General features: G+C 66.7%; 16 protein-coding genes. 5 read left to right on the forward strand and 11 right to left on the reverse strand.

The features are described from left to right. Positions 1-8: 8 nt before the first annotated feature. The gene (locus ADBZ9K_RS19995; protein WP_526623511.1) at positions 9-461 is read left to right on the forward strand and encodes a MarR family winged helix-turn-helix transcriptional regulator; all 453 of its coding nucleotides are present in this window, start codon (positions 9-11) and stop codon (positions 459-461) included. A gap of 26 nt (positions 462-487) precedes the next feature. Here ADBZ9K_RS19995 and ADBZ9K_RS20000 read toward each other — a convergent pair whose 3' ends face one another. From ADBZ9K_RS20000 to ADBZ9K_RS20010, 3 genes are all read right to left on the reverse strand, one after another. Further along, complete coding sequence (locus tag ADBZ9K_RS20000) at positions 488-1,567, reverse strand: sulfotransferase (RefSeq protein WP_526624262.1); 1,080 nt, start codon at positions 1,565-1,567, stop codon at positions 488-490. A 124-nt stretch (positions 1,568-1,691) separates the two neighbouring features. Next, the gene (locus ADBZ9K_RS20005; RefSeq protein ID WP_526623513.1) at positions 1,692-2,474 is read right to left on the reverse strand and encodes an SDR family NAD(P)-dependent oxidoreductase; all 783 of its coding nucleotides are present in this window, start codon (positions 2,472-2,474) and stop codon (positions 1,692-1,694) included. A 1-nt stretch (position 2,475) separates the two neighbouring features. Beyond that, positions 2,476-3,603, reverse strand: coding sequence for a hypothetical protein (locus ADBZ9K_RS20010; RefSeq protein ID WP_526623515.1), 1,128 nt, complete (start codon positions 3,601-3,603; stop codon positions 2,476-2,478). A 124-nt stretch (positions 3,604-3,727) separates the two neighbouring features. Between ADBZ9K_RS20010 and ADBZ9K_RS20015 the strand changes: the two genes are divergently transcribed. After that, positions 3,728-4,639 (forward strand): IclR family transcriptional regulator, encoded by a 912-nt coding sequence (locus ADBZ9K_RS20015; protein ID WP_526623517.1) that lies wholly within the window; start codon positions 3,728-3,730, stop codon positions 4,637-4,639. A gap of 43 nt (positions 4,640-4,682) precedes the next feature. On the opposite strand, the gene ADBZ9K_RS20020 is transcribed toward ADBZ9K_RS20015, so the two are convergent. From ADBZ9K_RS20020 to ADBZ9K_RS20035, 4 genes are read right to left on the reverse strand one after another with little or no spacing between them, the layout of a single operon-like run. Then, entirely contained in the window at positions 4,683-6,803 is a 2,121-nt protein-coding gene (locus tag ADBZ9K_RS20020; protein ID WP_526623519.1) for a RecQ family ATP-dependent DNA helicase, read from the reverse strand. A 39-nt stretch (positions 6,804-6,842) separates the two neighbouring features. Beyond that, complete coding sequence (gene dmpG, locus ADBZ9K_RS20025) at positions 6,843-7,898, reverse strand: 4-hydroxy-2-oxovalerate aldolase (protein WP_526623521.1); 1,056 nt, start codon at positions 7,896-7,898, stop codon at positions 6,843-6,845. Beyond that, positions 7,895-8,812, reverse strand: coding sequence for an acetaldehyde dehydrogenase (acetylating) (locus ADBZ9K_RS20030; protein WP_526623523.1), 918 nt, complete (start codon positions 8,810-8,812; stop codon positions 7,895-7,897). Before ADBZ9K_RS20030 ends, dmpG begins: the two co-directional genes overlap by 4 nt. Before the next feature lie 12 nt (positions 8,813-8,824). Next, complete coding sequence (locus tag ADBZ9K_RS20035) at positions 8,825-9,610, reverse strand: 2-keto-4-pentenoate hydratase (RefSeq protein WP_526623524.1); 786 nt, start codon at positions 9,608-9,610, stop codon at positions 8,825-8,827. A 154-nt stretch (positions 9,611-9,764) separates the two neighbouring features. Here ADBZ9K_RS20035 and kstD point away from each other — a divergent pair, with 154 nt between their 5' ends. Genes kstD through ADBZ9K_RS20050 form a run of 3 tightly spaced genes read left to right on the forward strand, consistent with a single transcriptional unit; the run spans position 9,765 to position 13,439 of the window. After that, positions 9,765-11,507 carry a 3-oxosteroid 1-dehydrogenase gene (gene kstD / locus ADBZ9K_RS20040; RefSeq protein ID WP_526623526.1) on the forward strand — a complete coding sequence of 581 codons (1,743 nt, stop codon included), beginning with the start codon at positions 9,765-9,767 and terminating at the stop codon, positions 11,505-11,507. A gap of 1 nt (position 11,508) precedes the next feature. Beyond that, the gene (gene chsH3 / locus ADBZ9K_RS20045) at positions 11,509-12,384 is read left to right on the forward strand and encodes an enoyl-CoA hydratase ChsH3 (protein ID WP_526623528.1); all 876 of its coding nucleotides are present in this window, start codon (positions 11,509-11,511) and stop codon (positions 12,382-12,384) included. 56 nt (positions 12,385-12,440) lie between these two features. Beyond that, complete coding sequence (locus ADBZ9K_RS20050; RefSeq protein ID WP_526623530.1) at positions 12,441-13,439, forward strand: 2Fe-2S iron-sulfur cluster-binding protein; 999 nt, start codon at positions 12,441-12,443, stop codon at positions 13,437-13,439. Between the two features lie 18 nt (positions 13,440-13,457). Here ADBZ9K_RS20050 and ADBZ9K_RS20055 read toward each other — a convergent pair whose 3' ends face one another. Genes ADBZ9K_RS20055 through cphA form a run of 4 tightly spaced genes read right to left on the reverse strand, consistent with a single transcriptional unit; the run spans position 13,458 to position 19,872 of the window. Continuing rightward, positions 13,458-14,546: a succinylglutamate desuccinylase/aspartoacylase family protein gene (locus tag ADBZ9K_RS20055; RefSeq protein WP_526623532.1), complete on the reverse strand. Its 1,089-nt coding sequence runs from the start codon at positions 14,544-14,546 to the stop codon at positions 13,458-13,460. A 21-nt stretch (positions 14,547-14,567) separates the two neighbouring features. Further along, positions 14,568-14,912: a hypothetical protein gene (locus ADBZ9K_RS20060; RefSeq protein ID WP_526623534.1), complete on the reverse strand. Its 345-nt coding sequence runs from the start codon at positions 14,910-14,912 to the stop codon at positions 14,568-14,570. 23 nt (positions 14,913-14,935) lie between these two features. Then, complete coding sequence (locus ADBZ9K_RS20065; protein ID WP_526623536.1) at positions 14,936-17,140, reverse strand: cyanophycinase; 2,205 nt, start codon at positions 17,138-17,140, stop codon at positions 14,936-14,938. After that, positions 17,137-19,872 carry a cyanophycin synthetase gene (gene cphA, locus ADBZ9K_RS20070; protein ID WP_526623538.1) on the reverse strand — a complete coding sequence of 912 codons (2,736 nt, stop codon included), beginning with the start codon at positions 19,870-19,872 and terminating at the stop codon, positions 17,137-17,139. Before cphA ends, ADBZ9K_RS20065 begins: the two co-directional genes overlap by 4 nt. Positions 19,873-20,034: the final 162 nt, after the last annotated feature.

Here is a 20,034-nt window from a genome sequence, read left to right on the forward strand (position 1 = left end):
ATACTGACATGAGTCAAGACGGTGTCGACCTCGAGACGTCACTGGGATACCTACTGAAAGAGGCGTCGAGCGCCCTCCGCGTAGCCATGGAGGAGGTGCTGCGACCCCTCGGGATGAGCGTGACGCACTACTCCTGCCTCGAGCTCCTGGCTCAACGACCGGGCTTGTCGAACTCCGAGCTTGCACGGGGGGCGTTCGTGACGCGGCAATCGATGAACGTGCTGCTCCAGGCCCTGGAACGAGACGGCTACGTGACCAGGCCTACGGAGGCGCCCGTCGGAAAGGTTCTTCCTACGCGGCTCACGCCGCGCGGCCGACGCAGCCTCGAGAAGGCGACCGCGGCGGTCCGATCCGTCGAGCTCAGAATGCTGGCCGGCCTGACCGAGACCGAGCAGTCAAGGGCGTTCCGGATCCTGCAGAGCATGATCCGTTCCCTGCGCGATGACAACGACGGCGCCTAGCTCGACCACACTCTCCTCGACCGGGCTCATAGCCCCTTGAAGCGCTCCTTGACCTGCTCCTCGGTCAGCCCATAGTCGGCCAGCGAGTAGGTATGCTTGGGCGCCCGCGGTCCCTGCTTGCTCTCCTCGTCGGTGCGCAGGATCGCCGCCCGCGCCTCGTCGGTCATCTCGATGCCGAAGTGGGAGTAGATGTTCTCCACGGTGCGGATCGGTTCGCGGATGAGTTCGAAGTAGTCCACGTCGTAGAACTGGGCCGGATTCTGCTTGGCGCGTTCGGTGTTGAACCGCTCCAGTCCGCGCGACCAGGTCTCCAGCGCATCGGCTCCGATGACCTCGCCCGTGAAGGTGTTCGACCAGCCGTCGGTGGTGTGCTGGGACAGCGAGCACATCGAGGCCATGATCGTCTCGGCCGGACGGTGGCACTGCAGGATCAAGGCATCGGGGTAGATGGCGAACACCGCCTCGAGCGCGAACAGGTGACTGGGATTCTTGAGGACCCACCGCTTCTCGGGGTCGTTGAGACCGATTAGCTGCAGGTTCTTGCGATGCCGCGCATAGGATTTGGTCCAGTCCTGGTTGGCCAGCCACCGCGAGTAGGTCGGCACGTGCGCCAGCGTCTCGTAGGACACCGAGTGCAGCGACTGCCGCAGCAGCTGCCAGCACTCCTCTACCTCGTCGGCCGTCATGTAATGCAGACCCGTGTAATCCGGGTTCTCCTCATGGGCCTTGGTGAACTGCGCATCGAGCTGCTGGAAGAACGGGTTGTCCTTCCAGGTCTCCCGCGGCGGCCGGGGCTGTGGGAACTCTGCCAGCCACAGCTCCAATCCCTGGTGACGCGGATCGCCGCACAGCAGCCGGTGCAGTGCGGTCGTTCCGGTGCGCGGCAATCCAGTGACGAAGATCGGCCGTTCGATCGGGACGTCGACGTGCTGCGGATGCTGTTTGAAGGCGGCCTCGGACAGCAGCCTGGCCACCAGCGCATTGCGAACGAAAAACCGGTGCATCTTGGAGCCGAGTTCGGTGAGGTCCGCGTCGCTGCGGAACGATTCGAGCAACACCCCCAACGCTTCTCGGTAGTTGTCGTCGTCCACACCGAAGTCGTCCATGCCGGTGGCTTTGGTGGCCGAGGCGAGCAGGCTCTCGACGCTGAGGAAATCACTCACGGTCTTTTCACCTCGTTCGCTCCGGTCCTCGCTCGTACCTCGCTGCGATCCTCACTCACTCTCACCATCAGAAGTGGTACTCCCCGCAGTTGACGTCCAGCGTCTGACCGGTGATACCACTGGACAGGTCGCTGGCCATGAACAGGATCGCCGAGGCCACCTCGTCCTCGGTGGGCAGCCGCTTGAGATCGCTGTTGACCGCGGCGGCGTTGTAGATCTCCTCGACGGTGGTTCCGTACTTGTTTGCCTGGTGCTCGAAGTAGCCCTGCAGCGTTCCACCCCAGATATAGCCGGGCAGCACAGAATTCACCCGAATCCCCTGCGCGCCGAGCTCGGTGGCAAGCGACTGCGACATCGCCAGCAACGCCGACTTGGCCATCTTGTAGGCACCCTGTTTGGGGTCGGAATGCCGCACCACCATCGAGTTGACATTCACGATCGAGCCCTTGGCCTCGGTCAACGCCGGGGTGAATCCCTGAATGAGCCGCAGCGCGCCGAGCACGGTGAGTTCCAGCGTCTCGCGGATGTGGTCGAACGACGTCTGGCCGAACGGCCTCATCGACGGCACCTTGAACGCGTTGTTGACCAATACGTCGACCTTGCCGTAGGTGTCCAGGGTCTGCTTGACCAGGTTGTCCACCTGCGCATCGTCGGTGATGTCGGTGCCGACCGACAATGCGCGCCGACCCAGGTCGGTGACCTGCTTGGCCACGTCGTCGAGGCGACCGACGGTGCGCGCCGCCAGCACCACGTCGGCGCCGGCCTCTGCACATCGGCGCGCCAGTGTGGTTCCCAACGCCGGACCAACACCGCTGATCACGACGACCTTGTTCTCGAGCAAGCCGGCCATGTTATCCCACCATCCTGTTACCAATAAGCTTCTGGCGCAGCGCGATCCGTGCTCGCCAGTCGACGTCGGAAATCTTGTTGTGCTCGTAGTAGGGCAGCGCGCCGGCCACCGAGTCCATGTCGACGATCTCCATCGTGGGCCCGTCGGCCTCGGTCAGCTCACGGGAAACCCGCTGCCAGCGGAACTGCAGGTAACCCTTGCCGTGCCCGAGCGTCTCGACCCAGTTGGTCACCCCGGGGTTCTGGTCGGCCACCACGATCCGGATCTTGCCGTCCGGATCGGCCTGCGCCTGAGTGCCGTTCAACGAGGTCTGGTGGTTGATGTAGTCCAGCGAGATGTACCACAGACTGCCGAGCTGGAAGCCGAGATAGGGCGCATCGGTGACCGGCAGGGTGATGATGATCGCCTGTTCGGGTGCGAGGTCGTAGTGACCCACCGACGAGTACTGGGTGGCCAGCCCTCCCGGCGTGAGCCGCGGCGCGGTCAGTGTGTTGACCGGCAGATTGTCGTAGAACCACTTCGGGAACTGCAGCCAGGTCTTGACCCGCTGTACCAGCTGCTTACCGGCTGTGGCCCAGCGCTTTTCGATCAGCTCCTTGGTCAGCGGCGGCGGCGCGGTGCCGGCGGTGTCGGTGCGGGCGATCGCGAAGCTGCCGCGTTGCGCGGACCAGTCGTTGTAGACCTCGCGGATGACCAACTGCGCGTTGGTATCCGGGGTGAATCGCCACTCGAAGGTGCCGTCGGCGGCGATGTCGAGCCGGCGATCGTCGAACGCGGTCTCACTGTCGGGGACCACCTTGTCGGTGTACTCACCACCAAGCAGTTGGAAGCTGACGTCGGTGGTGGTCCCCCGCCGGCCGGTGACGACGTACTCGTGGCCGGCCGCCACGCGGGTGCCGAAGTACATGGTGTCGGGGTTGTCCAGACCCATCTTCGTGAAGGGTCCGGTACCCGAGTGCAGGAACGGATGGTCACGGTCATAGTCAAAGGCGACGTGGGTGCACGCCGCGACGCAGCCGGCCAGGTACTGCAGCCCCTCCAGCAGGTCGGCTTCGGTTTCGATGAACGACGCCTCCTTCACCAGCCGTTCGGATTCGGCAATGGCGTCCACCAGTGGTTGGGTGTACATCGACCCACCTCGCGTTTCATTATTGGACCGCATCGGTACGTTCTCGACTGAGACTAGAACCTGTTCTATTCTCAGTCAACCAGCGTTTCGTTCCATATCTGGACCGCAGAGGTAGGATTTTGCAATGGTGGACGGACACACTTCGAGCCGGTCGTCGCCACCCACCCAGCGTGTGTTGACGATCCTGGACTTCCTGGCCAAGCACCCGCACCAGCGTTTTGGCCTCTCGGAGCTGGCCCGCACGCTCGATCTGGCCAAACCCACCTGCCTGGGCATCGTGACGACGCTGACCGATTCCGGATACCTGGTCCGCGACGCCGCCACCAAGACCTACCGGCTCGGGCCCAGCCTGATCACGCTCGGTCACGTCGCGCAGGAGTCGCTGCGGGTCAACCCGGCCGCTCGCACCGAGCTGGCCAAGCTGTCGAACAGTTTCGCCACCACGGCCGCCCTGGCCGCCGTGGTCGACGACCGGATCACCCTGCTGGAACTGGTCGGCCCGCCGGGATCCGACGTCGGGGTGCAGGTCGGGCAGAGCTACCCCTTCGCGCCGCCGGTGGGTCTGATGTTCGTGTTGTGGGACGACGACTCGCTGCGCAGCTGGCTGGGCAAGAACCCGACCATCCCGCTTCGTACCGACACAGAGCGGCTCGAGCGCGTCGTGGCCGAATGCCGGACCTCCGGCTACCTCGTCGAGCGGCTCACCCCGGCCGGGCGGCGGCTCTACGCACTCATGGCCGGCATGTCCAGCAATCTGCCCGACGAGCTGCGGGCCCTGCTGGGTGAACTGATCTCCGACATCGGCGAGCGGGTGTACCTGCCCAGCGAGGTCGACCGGTCGGCCACGCGCCAACGCCATGACGTCAGCGTCATCTCCGCTCCGGTCTACGACCACCACCACCGGCAGGCGATGGTGGTGTCGCTGCAGATCGGCCGGGCGCTGACCGACTCCGAGATCGCCAAGCATGCACGCGGATTGGTGGCCACCGCTGACGCGCTCACCGCACAACTCGGCGGCACCAAACCGCAGTGGTGACCACAGCTCGCCGATGACGACGAGCCCCGGCCGGCTCCCGCGCTCAGCTGGTGGCCGCGAGCACCAGCGGCAGCACGGCAGGCGCCCCGGCCTGCATGACCACCCGGGCGGCCATCGTCAGGGTCCAGCCGGTATCGGTCAGATCATCGATGAGCAACACCGGTCCACCCGCCGCGCCGACGGCCGACGGGTCCGGCGACCACGCACCCTCGAGGGCCGCGACACGGTAAGCCGAGTTCGCCGCGCCGACCGGCCGCCGGCCCGCGGTGTACCGCAACACCCCGAGGTCGGTCAGCCTGCCGAGCCGGGCCAGTTCTCGGGCCAGCGAGGCGATCAGGACCGGATGGGTATCCGAATCCAGCGCCAGCACGGCGGTCGGACGCGTCGCCCAGTCCCAGGCGGCCAGCACCTTGACTGCCGCCTGCACCACATCCGGTGGCACCTCGGCGTCGGGTTCGTCGATCAGCCGTCGCAGCCGCGGACCCCAGCCCAGGTCCGTCAGCCTTCCGATCGCCCGGCCCGGTGCTGGACCGTCGCCGATGCGGCCGCTGAGGTTCAGGCCCAGCTTCGCCAGCCCCGAGGGCCACTGCTTGCGCGGCGTGACCTCCACCCCGGGTCGCATCAGCCGCTCCTGGATGCGCGCCGCCGCGTCGTCGTTGACCGCGGCGCCGAACCGGGCGCCCGCGCAGTTGTCGCATCGTCCGCACCGCTGCCCGTCGACCAGCTCGGGGTCGTCGAGTTGCCTGCGCAGGAACGTCATTCGACACTCGTCGGTGCTCTGATAGTCCAGCATCGCCTGCTGCTCGCGGCGGCGGGCCTCGTCGAGCTGGCGGTAGCGGGCTTCGTCGTAGTGCCATGATTCGCCGGTGGCCAGCCAGCCACCTTTGACCCGCCGCACCGCACCGTCGACGTCAAGCACCTTGAGCACCATCTCCAGCCGGGTACGGCCCAAATCGACCAGCGGTTCCAAGGCCGGCGTCGACTGCGGACGGTCGAGTTCCAGCGCACCAATCACGTTGCGCACCATGGCTTCCGAGGGAAATGCCACCGATGCGAAGTACCGCCAGACGTCCTGGTCTTCACGTCCCGGCAGCAGCACCACCTCGGCGCTGTCCGTCGAGCGGCCCGCACGGCCGACCTGCTGGTAGTACGCGATCGGCGAGGACGGCGCTCCGAGGTGCACGACGAAGCCCAGGTCCGGCTTGTCGAACCCCATCCCCAGCGCCGAGGTGGCGATCAGCGCCTTCACCCGGTTGCCCAGCAGATCGGCCTCGAGTTGTTCGCGCTCAGCGGTTTCCGTCGACCCGGTGTAGGCCGCCACCTGATGGCCGCGCTCGCGCAGCAGTGCCGCCACGTCGTGTGCCTGGGCGACGGTCAGCGTGTAGACGATCCCGGATCCAGGCAGCGAATCCAGGTGCTCGGCCAGCCAGGCCGTGCGCTGTGCACCGCCACCGGCCGCGACCACCGATAGCCGCAGCGACTCACGATCGAGTCCACCGCGCAGCACGAGAGTGTCCCGGCCACCACCCGGCACATTGTCGGCACGGCCGACGCCGAGCTGTGCCGCGACGTCGTTGACGACCCGGTCGTTGGCGGTGGCGGTGGTCGCCAGAACCGGCACGCCCGAACCGAGTTCAGCGATCAATGTTCGGATCCGCCGGTAATCGGGCCGAAAGTCGTGGCCCCAGTCCGAGACGCAGTGCGCCTCGTCGACCACCACCAGCCCGGCGTCGGCGGCCAGCGCCGGCAGCACGGTGTCGCGAAACTCCGGGTTGTTCAGCCGTTCCGGGCTGACGAGCAGGACATCGAGGTCACCGCCGTTGACCCGCTGGTGAATCTCGTCCCATTCGGTGACATTGCCGGAGTTGATGGTGGCCGCCCGCACGCCCGCGCGCTGCGCAGCCGCGACCTGGTTACGCATCAACGCCAGCAGCGGCGAGACGATGACCGTGGCACCGCGCCCCTGCTCACGCAGCAGCTTGGCAGCGATGAAGTACACCGCCGACTTGCCCCATCCGGTGCGCTGCACGACCAATGCCTGCCGGCGCTGGACCACCAGCGCCTCGATGGCGGCCCACTGGTCGTCGCGCAGGACCGCGGCAGGCCCGGCCAGCTGTTCGAGGATGGCCTGGGCGTGCTCGCGGGTCGCCGCCGGCTGGGTCATGGGCACCATCGTGCCCTGCGGGCCCGACAGCGCTGTCGACTAGGCCTTCGCGGCAGCCTCTTGCTCGCGCTTGATCTCCAGCGCGATGTCGATGAGCTGGTCCTCCTGGCCGCCGATGAGCTTGCGCTGGCCGGCGCGGTGCAGCAGCTGATGGGCCGGCACGCCGTAGCGTTCGGACTGGCGGATGGCGTGCTTGAGGAAGCTGGAGTACACCCCGGAATAGCCCATGATCAGCGCGTTGCGGTCGAGCAGGCATTCGGCCGGCATCGCGGGTGCGACGACCTCTTCGGCGGCGTCGGCGATCTCGAAGAAGTCGATGCCGGTCTTGACGCCGATCTTGTCGAACACCCCGATCAGCGCCTCGACCGGAGCGTTGCCCGCTCCGGCACCGAACCGGCGGCAGCTGCCGTCGATCTGCTTGGCCCCCGCGCGCACGGCCTCGATCGAGTTGGCCACGCCGAGCCCGAGGTTCTCGTGGCCATGGAAACCGACCTGGGCGTCCTCACCCAATTCGGCGACCAGCGCCGCCACCCGGTCGGCCACACCCTCGAGCACCAGCGCGCCCGCCGAGTCGACCACGTAGACGCACTGGCAGCCTGCATCGGCCATGATGCGCGCCTGCTTGGCCAGCTTCTCGGGGCTGATGGTGTGGCTCATCATCAGGAAGCCGACGGTCTCCAACCCGAGCTCGCGGGCCAGCCCGAAGTGCTGGATCGAGACATCCGCCTCGGTGCAGTGGGTGGCGATGCGGCAGATCGAGCCGCCGTTGTTCTGCGCTTCCTTGATGTCTTCTTTGGTGCCCACACCGGGCAGCATCAGGAAGGCGATCTTGGCTTCCTTGGCCGTCTCGGCGGCCAGCTTGATCAGTTCCTGCTCCGGGGTCTTGGAGAACCCGTAGTTGAAGCTCGAACCACCCAGCCCGTCGCCGTGGGTCACCTCGATCACCGGCACGCCGGCGGTGTCCAGGGCGGCGACGATGGCGCCGACTTCGTCCTTGGTGAACTGGTGGCGCTTGTGATGACTGCCGTCCCGAAGGGAGGTGTCCGTCATCCGAACATCCCACATGGGGTTGAAGAAGATGTCGTCGGTGCTCATGCTTGTGCTCCCGTTCCCGCGGAGGCCCGCTCTTTCGCGATCTCCTCGCCGACCTTGGTGGCCGCCGCGGTCATGATGTCCAGATTTCCTGCGTAGGGCGGCAGGTAGTCACCCGCACCCTCCACTTCCACGAAAGTGGTGACGACGAAATTACCGCCGTTGACCACCGACGGCTCGTCGAACTGCGGCTCGTTGAGCAACCGGTAGCCCGGGACGTAGGTCTGCACCTGCGCCACCACGTCCTTGATGGACGCGGTGATGGCGTCCCGGTCGGCGTCTTCCGGGATCGCGCAGAAGATGGTGTCGCGCATGATCATCGGCGGGTCGGCCGGGTTCAAGATGATGATGGCCTTGCCGCGCTTGGCGCCGCCGATGACCTCGACGCCGGCGCTGGTGGTCTTGGTGAACTCGTCGATGTTGGCCCGGGTTCCGGGGCCGGCCGAGGCCGACGACACCGACGCCACGATCTCGGCGTAGGGCACGTCGACGACGCGAGACACGGCGTAGACCATCGGGATGGTGGCCTGACCACCGCAGGTGACCATGTTGACGTTCGGCGCATCCAGGTGCTGGCGCAGATTAGCCGGCGGGATCACGCCCGGCCCAACAGCGGCCGGGGTCAGGTCGATGGCCCGGATACCGGCCTCGGCGTAGCGCGGCGCCGCGGCCCTGTGCACATAGGCGCTGGTCGCCTCGAACACCAGATCCGGCTTCTCCGACTGGGCCAGCAGCCAGTCGACACCCTCGTGGCTGGTCTCCAGCCCCAGCTTGCGGGCCCGCGCCAGGCCTTCGCTCTCCGGGTCGATGCCGATCATCCAGCGCGGCTCGAGCCACTCCGAACGAAGGAGCTTGTACAGCAGGTCGGTGCTGATGTTGCCCGACCCGACGATGGCGACTGAGCTCTTCTGGCCCACTGGATGCTCCTCTTACTCGAATGACAGCCGGACTGAGCCCAGACCGGTGAAGTCGGCGACGAACTGGTCACCGGGGCGTGCGTCGATGGCCCTGGTGCACGACCCCGGCAGAACGATGTCCCCTGCCCGCAGGCGCACCCCGAAGCTGTCGACCTTGCGGGCCAGCCAGGCCACGGCGGTCACGGGATTGCCCAGCACGGCGTCACTGCGGCCTTCGGCCACCACCTCGCCGTTGCGGGTCAGCACCGCGTCGATGCTCTTGATGTCGATGTCCTTGGGTGACACCCGTTCGGTGCCCAGCACGTATCCGGCCGACGAGGCGTTGTCGGCGATGGTGTCGCACAGGGCGATCTTCCAGTCCTTGATCCGGGTGTCGATCAGCTCGATCGCCGGCGCGAAGGCCGCGGTGGCGGCCAACACGTCGTCCTCGGTGCACCCGGCGCCGGGCAGATCGTCGGCGAGGATGAACCCGACCTCGACCTCGACCCGGGGAAACAGGTAGCGACCCGCGGGTACCGGGGTGTCCTCGAAGACCTCCATGTCGGCCAGCAGGTGGCCGTAGTCGGGCTCGTCGACGCCCATCATCTTCTGCATCGCCTCCGACGAGAGGCCCACCTTGTGGCCGACCACGCGGGCGCCTTCGGCGATCCGCTGGCGGATGTTGATGAGCTGGATCTCGTAGGCGTCCACCACGTCGATATCGGGGTGATTGGCGGTCAGCGGGGTCATCGGGACCCGGCTGCGCTCGGCTTCTGCCAGCTCGGCGGCAAGCTCGTCACGGGTGGCAACACTGAGCATTCCCGGGAGTCCCCTCGTCGGTGTGACCGGGGCGAACGGCGCCCGGTGCAGGCAATTCTAGTTCGGTCCTGACCCTGCCTGGCCGAGCGTTCCGCTGACCGGAAAGGCGGGGTCAGTAGCGCCCGGACGGGGCAATTCTATAACGTGTTCTAGTATGACAGTTCAGGAGTTCGACGTCGTCGTCGTCGGGAGCGGTGCGGCCGGCATGGTGGCCGCTCTCACCGCCGCGCACCAGGGATTATCGGCAGTCGTCGTCGAGAAGGCCCCGCACTTCGGCGGGTCGACTGCCAGGTCGGGTGGCGGGGTGTGGATCCCGAACAACGAGATCCTCAAGCGCGACGGTGTTACCGACACCAAGGAAGCCGCGCGCACCTATCTGCACACCATCATCGGCGACATCGTCGAGCCGGAACGGATCGACACCTACCTGGAGCGCGGGCCGGAGATGCTCTCGTTCGTGCTCAAGCACACACCACTCAAGCTGTGCTGGGTGCCGGGTTACTCCGACTACTACCCCGAGGCCCCGGGCGGGCGCGCCGGCGGACGCTCGGTGGAACCGAAGCCCTTCGACGCCAAGAAGCTCGGGCCCGACGAGAAGTTCCTGGAGCCGGCATACGGCAAGGTACCGCTCAACGTCGTTGTGATGCAGCAGGATTACATGCGCCTGAATCAGCTCAAGCGCCATCCCCGGGGGGTGTTGCGCAGCCTGAAGGTCGGGGCGCGCACCGTGTGGGCCAACGCCCGCGGGAAGAATCTGGTGGGCATGGGCCGGGCGCTGATCGCCCCGCTGCGCATCGGCCTGCGCGAGGCCGGCGTCCCGGTACTGCTCAACACCGCACTGACCGATCTCTATGTCGAGGACGGGGTGGTGCGCGGCATCTATGTGCGGGACACCACCGGACCGGAAGCCGCTGACCCGCAACTGATCCGAGCCCGCCGCGGCGTCATCCTGGGCAGCGGCGGTTTCGAGCACAACGAGCAGATGCGGATCAAGTACCAGCGCGCACCGATCACCACCGAGTGGACGGTCGGCGCGGTGGCCAACACCGGCGACGGCATCGTCGCGGCCGAAAAGCTTGGCGCCGCGCTGGAACTGATGGAGGACGCTTGGTGGGGGCCGACCGTTCCGCTGGTCGGCGCACCGTGGTTCGCCCTGTCGGAACGCAACTCGCCGGGGTCGATCATCGTCAACCTCAACGGCAAGCGGTTCATGAACGAATCGATGCCCTACGTCGAGGCCTGCCATCACATGTACGGCGGCCAGTACGGCCAGGGCGCGGGACCGGGCGAGAACGTGCCCGCGTGGCTGGTCTTCGACCAGCAGTACCGCGACCGGTACATCTTCGCCGGCCTGCAACCCGGGCAACGGATTCCGAAGAAGTGGATGGAGTCCGGCGTGATCGTCAAGGCCGACACGCTGGCCGAGCTGGCCGAGAAGACCGGACTGCCTGCTGAGGCGTTCGCGGCGACCGTCGAGCGGTTCAACGGGTTTGCCCGCTCCGGGGTGGACGCCGACTTCCACCGCGGCGAGAGCGCCTACGACCGCTACTACGGCGATCCGACCAACAAGCCAAATCCCAACCTCGGCGAGATCAAGCACGGGCCGTTCTATGCCGCGAAGATGGTGCCCGGCGATCTGGGCACCAAGGGCGGTGTCCGCACCGACGTGCACGGGCGGGCCCTGCGCGACGACGGCTCGATCATCGATGGCCTGTACGCGGCCGGTAACGTCAGTGCGCCGGTGATGGGTCACACCTATCCCGGCCCCGGCGGAACCATCGGCCCCGCCATGGCTTTCGGATACCTCGCGGCGTTGCACATTGCCGGAGCCGCCGGGCCGGCGACATCGGACACCGGAGCCGCCGGGCCGGCGACATCGGACACAGGAAAGGGCTGACATGCCGATCGATCTGTCCGTTGCGCTGGGCGCCGAGCTCGAGCCCGTCGAGTTCTCCTGGTCGAGCAGCGATGTGCAGCTCTACCACCTGGGTCTGGGTGCGGGTTCTGATCCGATGGACCCCAAAGAGCTGCGCTACCTGACCGACGGCACTCCGCAGGTGCTGCCGACGTTCAGCAGCGTGGCCGCCAGCTTCCACATGACCGAGGCGCCCGAGGTCAAGTTCCCCGGCATCGACATCGAGCTGAGCAGGGTTTTGCACGCCAGCGAGGCGGTCACCGCGCCGGCGCCCCTGCCGCCGAGCGGAACGGCCCGCGCGGTCACCCGGTTCACCGAGATCTGGGACAAGGGCAAGGCCGCGGTCATCGTCAACGAGACTGAGGTGAGCGACCTCGACGGCAACCCGTTGTGGACCACCAAGCGGTCGATCTTCGCCCGGGGCGAGGGCGGATTCGGCGGCGAGCGGGGTCCGTCCGGCTCGGGCGCCGCCCCCGATCGCGCCCCCGATTACGAGATCTCCGTTCCGATCCTGCCGCAGCAGGCCCTGCTGTACCGGCTCTGCGGTGACCGCAATCCGCTGCATTCCGACCCCGAATTCGCCGCCGCCGCAGGCTTTCCCAGGCCCATCCTGCACGGGCTGTGCACCTACGGCATGACCTGCAAGGCGCTGGTGGACACCCTGTTGGATGCCGACGCGTCACAGGTGAAGACTTACGGTGCACGCTTTGCCGGCGTGGTCTTCCCCGGCGAGACCATCAAGGTCAACGTGTGGAAGGACAACGCGGGGCAGGACGGGGACCGCTACGTCGCCGTCGTCACCGCACCCGGCCGCGACGATGCCGTCGTGCTCTCCGACGTCGAGTTCATCCCGGTCTAGTTCCGCCTAGCGGAACGATACCCCGGCGCCCGCCCGCGCCTTGCCACAGTTTTCGGATGGCAGACCATGTTGTGCACCGCGTCGCCGTCGCCGGTACCGACACCTGTTTCGAGGTCGTCGAGGGTGAACGAATTCTGAGCGCCGCGCTGCGCGCCGGGGCATGGATCCCCTTCGAATGTGGTTGGGGCAGCTGCGGAACGTGCAAGATGACCCTCGTCGAGGGTGAGGTGCGAACGCTGTTCCCCGAGGCGCCGTCGATCAGCCCGCGCGACGCCCGCCGGTCCAGGATCCTGGCCTGCCAGAGCACGCCCACCTCGGATGTGGTGGTCAAACCGACCTGGCTCGAGCCCACCCCCCGCGACGGGCGGGCCACCGAGCGCCGGGCCGCTGTCCTCACCGCGCGCGAGGAGATCGGGCCGGCGATCTTCCGGCTGCGATTCACCCTGGACCGGCCGGTGGAGTTCCGCGAAGGGCAGCACGCCGTCATCGACCTGGGCGAAGATCTGCGCCGATGCTATTCGATGTGCAACCGGCCGGGGTCGGCCGAGGTCGAGTTCATCATGAAACGTTATTCGGGTCGAGCGGGCAGCGAAGCCGTCTCCGCCTTGGCTCCCGGAGCCCACGTCTTTCTTGAAATGCCCTACGGCGACATGTGGATTCGCCAGTCCCAGTCGCCGGTGTGCCTGGTCGCCGGTGGCACCGGCATCGCCCCGATTCTCGGCATGCTGCTCCGGTTGGCCGCCGACCACGACCCCCGTCCGATCCGGGTGGTCTACGGCGCGAACGTTCACGACGAGCTGGTGTGCTGGCAGGAGTTGGCCGACCTGGTTCTCGCGCTGCCCGACGCCGAACTGATCGGCGCGCTGACCACCGCTCACGACGGCTGGGCCGGCGTCGAGGGATTCGTGACCCACGCGCTCGAGCCCTTGCTGGCCGGGCTCGCCGATGCGGACTTTTACGTGGCCGGACCGCCGGTGATGACCGATGCCGTCACCGGCCTGCTCAAGGGCGCCGGCGTCCAGCTCGACCGGATCCGCTTCGACAGCTTCGGCTGATCGATACCGGACCAAGCGTCAATCCGAGAGCAGATTGCCCGTTCTGCTATCCAGCGGAACCTCACCGGCGATCTTGCCGATCACCCGCCCCGGCCAGGCATACGGCTGGCTATGGCGGGCAAAGAGCCGGCCGTCGGTCTCGGCCCGCAATTCCGTCTCCTCGCCAAGCGGATCGATCACCGTGGCGACGAGATCGCCCGCGCGGACCCGATCACCCAGCCGACGGTCATAGACGACGAGCCCCGGGACCGGCGAGCGAACTTGTGCCATCGCCGTCAGCGGCGTGGCGCGGCAGGACAACCGCGGGTGCCCGCCCGACCCCTCGACAAAGCCGCGTTCCTGGAGCATCCGCAAGAGCGCTGTGGCTTGTTCGGCGGCGCGTTCGGGATTGACATCGTCATTACTGCCCAGCTCCAGCGTGGCGGCGAGGCACGCCGGCGGAATGGGCACATCGGGATGGTTCGCGGCCAGCACCCACCAGGGAGCGGCGCAGGCCTCATCGAAGGGGTTGCCGCCCGACACCTCTGAGAGAAGCACCGCTCGCGCATCGATCGCCGCGGCGATGTCCTCGGCTGCCGGCCACAGCGCCGGGCCGACATACATGTGCGGCTCAGCCTCGTTGTCGGCATGAAGATCGAGCACGAGGTCGGCGTCATGGGCGAGGGTCAGCAACCTGTGGCGCAGATGTGCCAGTGCTCCATCCGGCTGCATGGCCGCGAGCCGTGCGGACATCGCGGCCCGGATCGTCTCGACGTTCGACGCCGCGTCCGGCCCCAGCGACAGGCCGGGAAGGTCTGACAGGTCGGCATAGTTCCTGTTGAAATTTTCCCCCGTGCCGCTTTCGAGCCGACCGAACAGAAAGCTGGTTTCGGTCTGCGCCAAGCCGATCGGGTTGGCCTGCGGCAGCAGCAGGATTTCACCGTGGACCCCGCCGCGGGCCTCCGCTTCGGCCAGATGCCCGGCCAGGATGCGCAAGACCAGCATGCCGGGCAACTCGTCGGCATGCAGTCCGGCCTGCAAATAGGCTTTCCGGCCCGTCCCTGCCGCACCGAAGCGCAGCACGGTCAGGCTATGTGGCGAGCCGGGCAGTTCGTAGGTCTGGCGCATCGCTGTTTCACTCCACCTGTCTCACTCCGGCTGGGGAGCATCCGGCACGTCGGCCGGAAACACGAACACGTCCGTCTCGAAGTAGGCCGCACAGGCGGCATGCAGGCGATCTCTCAGCTTGCCTTCCGCCGCCAGCGCCCCGGCGATCAAACGGTTGTCCGGGGGCAGGTCGCGCAGTTCAATCCCCTGCGCATCGAGAAAGGCTGTCACTCCGGCCTCGCCCAGTTCCGGCAGCGCCAGCGCGGCCTCGATGACGGCGAACGCCGAGGTCTGAGCTCGGCCATCGGCGGCAATGGCAGCGGTGGTTGCAGCAGCTTTCTCCGCATCGGAAAGCAGCGTGATCAGGGTGGCCCCATCGAAATACATAACTGTCCGTTCTCTTTGTAATGTCATCCGTGCCGATCACGGATGCTCTCAATATCGAGGTAGCCGGTGCCATCCTCGTGCGAGCGATAGCGCAAGGCAATGTGCGCTTCATGGGTGACACCGGGCGCGGTCACCGGCCCGGCAGTGCCGACGCATTCCTCGATCAGTTCGGCCACCAGCGTGTCCAGCGCGGCGGCCGACTCGGTGGCCGGCGACAGCCGGGTGACGGTGCCGGCCGCCATGTCGATGACATCCCCCGGACCGGCAAAGCACAGCCTGGTGTCGGGCGCGATGAAATCGTCGCCGGCAAGCTCGGTCTTGAGCGGATCAATCTCGACCAGGACGGCACCGCGCGCGCCGATCGCGGTGAGTTGGCTGTTGTCGTGGTTAGCGATGACGCCGCTGTCTTCCAAGAGACCGAGCCCGAACCGTACGCCTTCCTCGGCGCAGGCGACGGCCAGGCGACCGAGGCGGCGTGCGGACGACAGTTTCTGGTCGACGATGGCGGCGCCGAAGAAGCCCAACCCTTCCTGGATCACCAATCCGTGCCGTCCCATATCCGAGGCAATGCCAAAGCGCAGCGCTTCGTAGGACGTGCCGCCGCCGATCATGAAACCGGACAGCGCCGAGGCCGCGCCGCTGACCCCGACGATCATCGCGCCGGCGGCCCGCGCCCGAGCAATGGCCATCAGCAGCGGTGTGACATCGCCGCGGTAGAGCAGGGATTCCACCAGCCTGATTTGGTTACCGCCGGTCAGGATGATGGTGCGCAGCGCGGCGATCTGTTCGACCAGCGCTTCCTCGCGCATCCGGCGATCAACATTGTCGATAGTGACGCGCAGATCGGTGGCCTCGACACCGTGGCCGCGCAAGGCGTCGACATAGTCACGCGCGGCGGCGCGGGGCTCGGCGGACGCGGCGGCAAGCACACCCACCGGCGCCTCGCACCGCGACACCAGTTCCGCCAGCAGCGGGCTGCCGCGGTCGAGCGGCGCTGAGCCCAGCATCATCACCCGCGACTGCAGCCCCGGCTTCACGCCATAGTCGCGGGACAGTGCCGCCCGCCGGTTCTCCGCCAGTTGCGCCGCATTGAGCCGGCGCGTCTGCATGCTGGCCCGAAAATCCACCGCCGTCATGCGGAAATCACGCCCGCCTTCAGGAATGTAGGCGGCCGCACGGCCGCCCTGACGGGATATCTCGACGCTGGTGGCGTAACCCGCCTTGGGCTCGATCGCGCGGGCGCGATCCGCCGGATAGTCCTCGGGGTCTCCCAGCACCAGCCGCGCCACGAGGTCGTAGAGCGTATAGGCGCCGAAGACGTTGCGCAGCGAGCGGGCGGGGGCCTTATAGGTGATGTCGCGCAGGGTCACCGGCCGCTTGCCCGGACCGGGGAGGACCTCACCGGTTTCCAGGTCATAGCTGTCACCGTTGTCGGCATAGCTGAAGCCGATGTTTTCGATCAGCTTGCGGCGGCGATCGACCTTCGCCTCCTCGAGGTGGAGTACGAAGGCACCGTATTCGCCGATCACCCGTGCACGCTTGCCCTCGACGAACAAGGCGGTGTTCTCGTCGATGCCGAAGCCGCGCTTCGCGCCCGACGCCTGCATGCCAACGACCAGCCGGCCGAACCGGCCGCGCTTGATGAAATGCTGATCGATCATGCCCCAGGGGAAGAAGCCCAGCCCCGGCTCCAGCAGCATTCCGGGCTGGTCCGGGTCATCGACGACACCATAGGTCGCAGCTTCCAGCGACGTGCCGCCGGAGATCATCACATCGGACATGATGGCGGCCCCGGCGCTCGACCCGGCGACCAGCGAACCCTTGCGCTGCGCTTTGCGGATGACCTTCAGCACCCGGCTTTCCCTACCGTGGGGTGCCAGCGCCCCGGTGATCAGCGACTGGTCGCCGCCGGTGAAGTAGACGCTGCCGTAGTCCTCGACGAGATCGGCGATCGCCGTGTCCTGCGCGGCCTCCGCCGCCCCGGGTCCGTGCACCCCGGCTTGGACGGCATCGAGGCCATGGGCACGAAAAACGCCGACGGTTTCGGCGCCGACCTCGTCGGGCGCCGACGAGGCCGTCGCGAAGACGACGATCCTTCCGCCCGCCAGACGGCGCATCTCGTCGTAGATGGCGGCATTGTCATCTTCTAGCCGGCCGCCGATGATAGCCAGTTTCGGGGTGGCGTTCCCACAATGAGTGAATGAGATTCTGCTAAGCCTACGTGTCATTTCGCCGGAACGATCAGCACACCGCGGTCATCCGATGTGAGAACGAAGCCATCGGGAACGTCGAATGTGGATGCTGCCAGACGTTTTGAGACGGGCTCCGGTCCGGTCCGCTCGAAGGTCGGGGTGAAGTGCACGATCTGCTTCCAGCCGCGCGTGATCGCCTCGCAGAAGAACAACAGCAAATCGTCGGGTTGTGCCTGCGACAGCGCCGTCTCGAGGGCCTTGCTCTCCTCCTCGATGATGGTGATCGCGTCGGGCGCGACACCCTCGGCAATCAGGGCGGCCCGCATCAGCTGCGGGATTTCGTCGGGCCCGCGATCGCGCAGATTGTCGTCGCGGTGGCAGATATAGGTGTCGAAGTGACCGGCCACCTTGGCCGCAATCGCCGCGACATCCTCGTCGCGCCGGTCGCCCGGGCAGGTCACACCGACGATCCGGCGCCCGCGAGGCTTGAGCCTGTCGACCACGTCGACCATGGCCCCCACTGCCGCCTCGTTGTGCCCATAGTCGAGGATCACCCGGAAACCGTGTTCGTCAAAGACGTTCATCCGGCCCGGGCTCTGGAAGAAGCTGTTATCGAAGGTCCGCAATCCGGTGCGGACCTGATCCAGCGTCTTGCCCAGCGCATAGGCCATACCGGCGGCGAACATGGCGTTTTCGACGTTGTGTAGCGCCTTGCCCTCCAGGGTCGCGGGGATGAGCTGGGTCCACATCAACTGCATCTGTGTACCGTTGTCGTAGATCACGATCTGGTCGCCGTTCACCCCCTGCTCGAGAACGACCGCGGGCTTGCCGAGCCGGATATGTTCGCGCACCAGTTCATGCTCCGGGTTGCGCGTCACATACATGACCTGCCTGGCGGGCGAGAAGGCCGCCATTTTCAGCGTCTGCTCGTCATCGGCGTTCAGCACGACCGTGCCGCGCGTGACCTCCGCAACGACGCGTTTCACCCGGGCAAGGCCGTCCAGCGTGTCGACGCCGCCGAGCCCCAGATGGTCGGACGCGACGTTGAGCACCGCGCCCACATCGCAAAAGTTATAGCCCAGGCCGGAGCGGACGATACCGCCGCGCGCCGTCTCCAGGACCGCGATGTCGACCGAGGGATCGCGCAGCACCATGTTGGCCGACAGCGGCCCAGTCATGTCGCCCTTGACGGTCACGTTGCCGTCGATCACGACGGCGTCGGTCGAGGTCTGTCCGACGACATGACCCGCCATTTTCAGGATGTGCGCCAGCATGCGCGAGCACGTGGTCTTGCCGTTCGTTCCGGTCAGGGCGGCGATGGGAACGCGCGCCTGGGTTCCCGGCGGGAACAGCATGTCCATGATCGCCCCGCCCACGTCGCGCGGCGTGCCCTCGGACGGCGCGATATGCATGCGCAGGCCAGGTCCCGCGTTGATCTCGCAAATGCCGCCGCCGGTCTCGCGATAGCTCTTGGTGATATCGGTGGTGAGGAAATCCACGGCGCCGACATCGAGTCCGATCGCCCGGATCGCCCGCTCGGCCATCAGCTTGTTGTCGGGATGGATCGTGTCGGTGACATCCACCGCCGTGCCGCCCGTGGAAATGTTGGCGGTCTTGCGCAGATACACCTCCTCGCCCTCGGCGGGGACGGTCTGCGCGGTGTAGCCCTTCTCCTCGAGCAAGCCCTTGGCCTGGTCATCGAGTTCGAGGCGGGTCAACACGTTTTCATGCCCGACGCCGCGGCGCGGGTCCTGATTGACGATATCCACCAGCTCGGCAACGGTGTGGCGCCCGTCGCCCTTCACATGCCCCGGCACCCGGCGCGCGGCGGCGGCGAGCTGACCATCGACCACCAGAAGCCGGTGATCGTCGCCGAGCAGCATGGTCTCCACCACCACGGCCGATCCTTCGGCATCGGCGGTCTCGAAAGCGGCGGCGATACCGTCCTCGCCAGCGATGTTGACGGTGACGCCCCGACCATGATTGCCGTCGAGCGGCTTGACGACCACGGGATAGCCGATTCGTTCGGCCGCGCCCATCGCCTCGTCCACGCTGTAGACCACCTTCTGCCTCGGCACGGGCAGACCGAGATCGGCGAGGATGTTGTTGGCGAGGTTCTTGTCCGACGCGATTTCGACGGCGATATGAGAGGTCTTCGACGTCAGCGCCGCCTCGATCCTCTGCTGGTACTTGCCCTGGCCGACCTGGATCAGGCTGGCATCGTTGAGCCGGTAGACCGGAATGTCGCGGGCCTTGGCAGCACGAACCAATTCCATGGCCGAGGGCCCCAGAGAACGCCTTTCGGCGTAGTCGAGGAAATCATCGACGTTCTTGTCAAGATCGGGAGCCTCTTCATCATCGAGGTCGGCGCGAGCGATGGCCGCGAGCATGTCGCAGGCAACCTCGCCGGCCTCGATACCGATGTCCTCATTGCCGTAGCTGTAGAACACCTCGACAACATCTGGATCGTCCGTCGACCTCGACCACGCCAGTGTGCCGTCATTGTCGGCGGCATGCTGAAGCGCCAAAGCCAGCCTGGCGACCAGATCTCCGATGGAAAGCCCCTCGCCGGCCTGCAATGCGGCAAGCCAGTCCGCCTGTTCCAGCGCAAGCCCGGGCAGCACCGCTGCCAATCGGTCGATCACTGCCGCCCCCAGGCCCTTGAGGGTTTCCGCATAGCTCGGCCTGATGTCCAACCTGAGCCGGATCACCGCCTCCCGCGCATGAACGTTGGGACCGACATAGACCGAAATGGAATCGATATTCAACGGGGCCATCCTCATCAAGCGTCGGGCATCTACACACGAGGACGCGGTCAGACAGCGCCGCGCAACGCAATGGAGCGTATTCCAACATGCGCCACGCTCATCTGCAGAACTGCAGTATCGGCACCGGTGAAGATGACGCGAATCGTGCCATGCGCTTGGCGG

Origin of the sequence: Mycobacterium sp. (assembly GCF_965229265.1) — a bacterium.
Taxonomy (GTDB): domain Bacteria; phylum Actinomycetota; class Actinomycetes; order Mycobacteriales; family Mycobacteriaceae; genus Mycobacterium.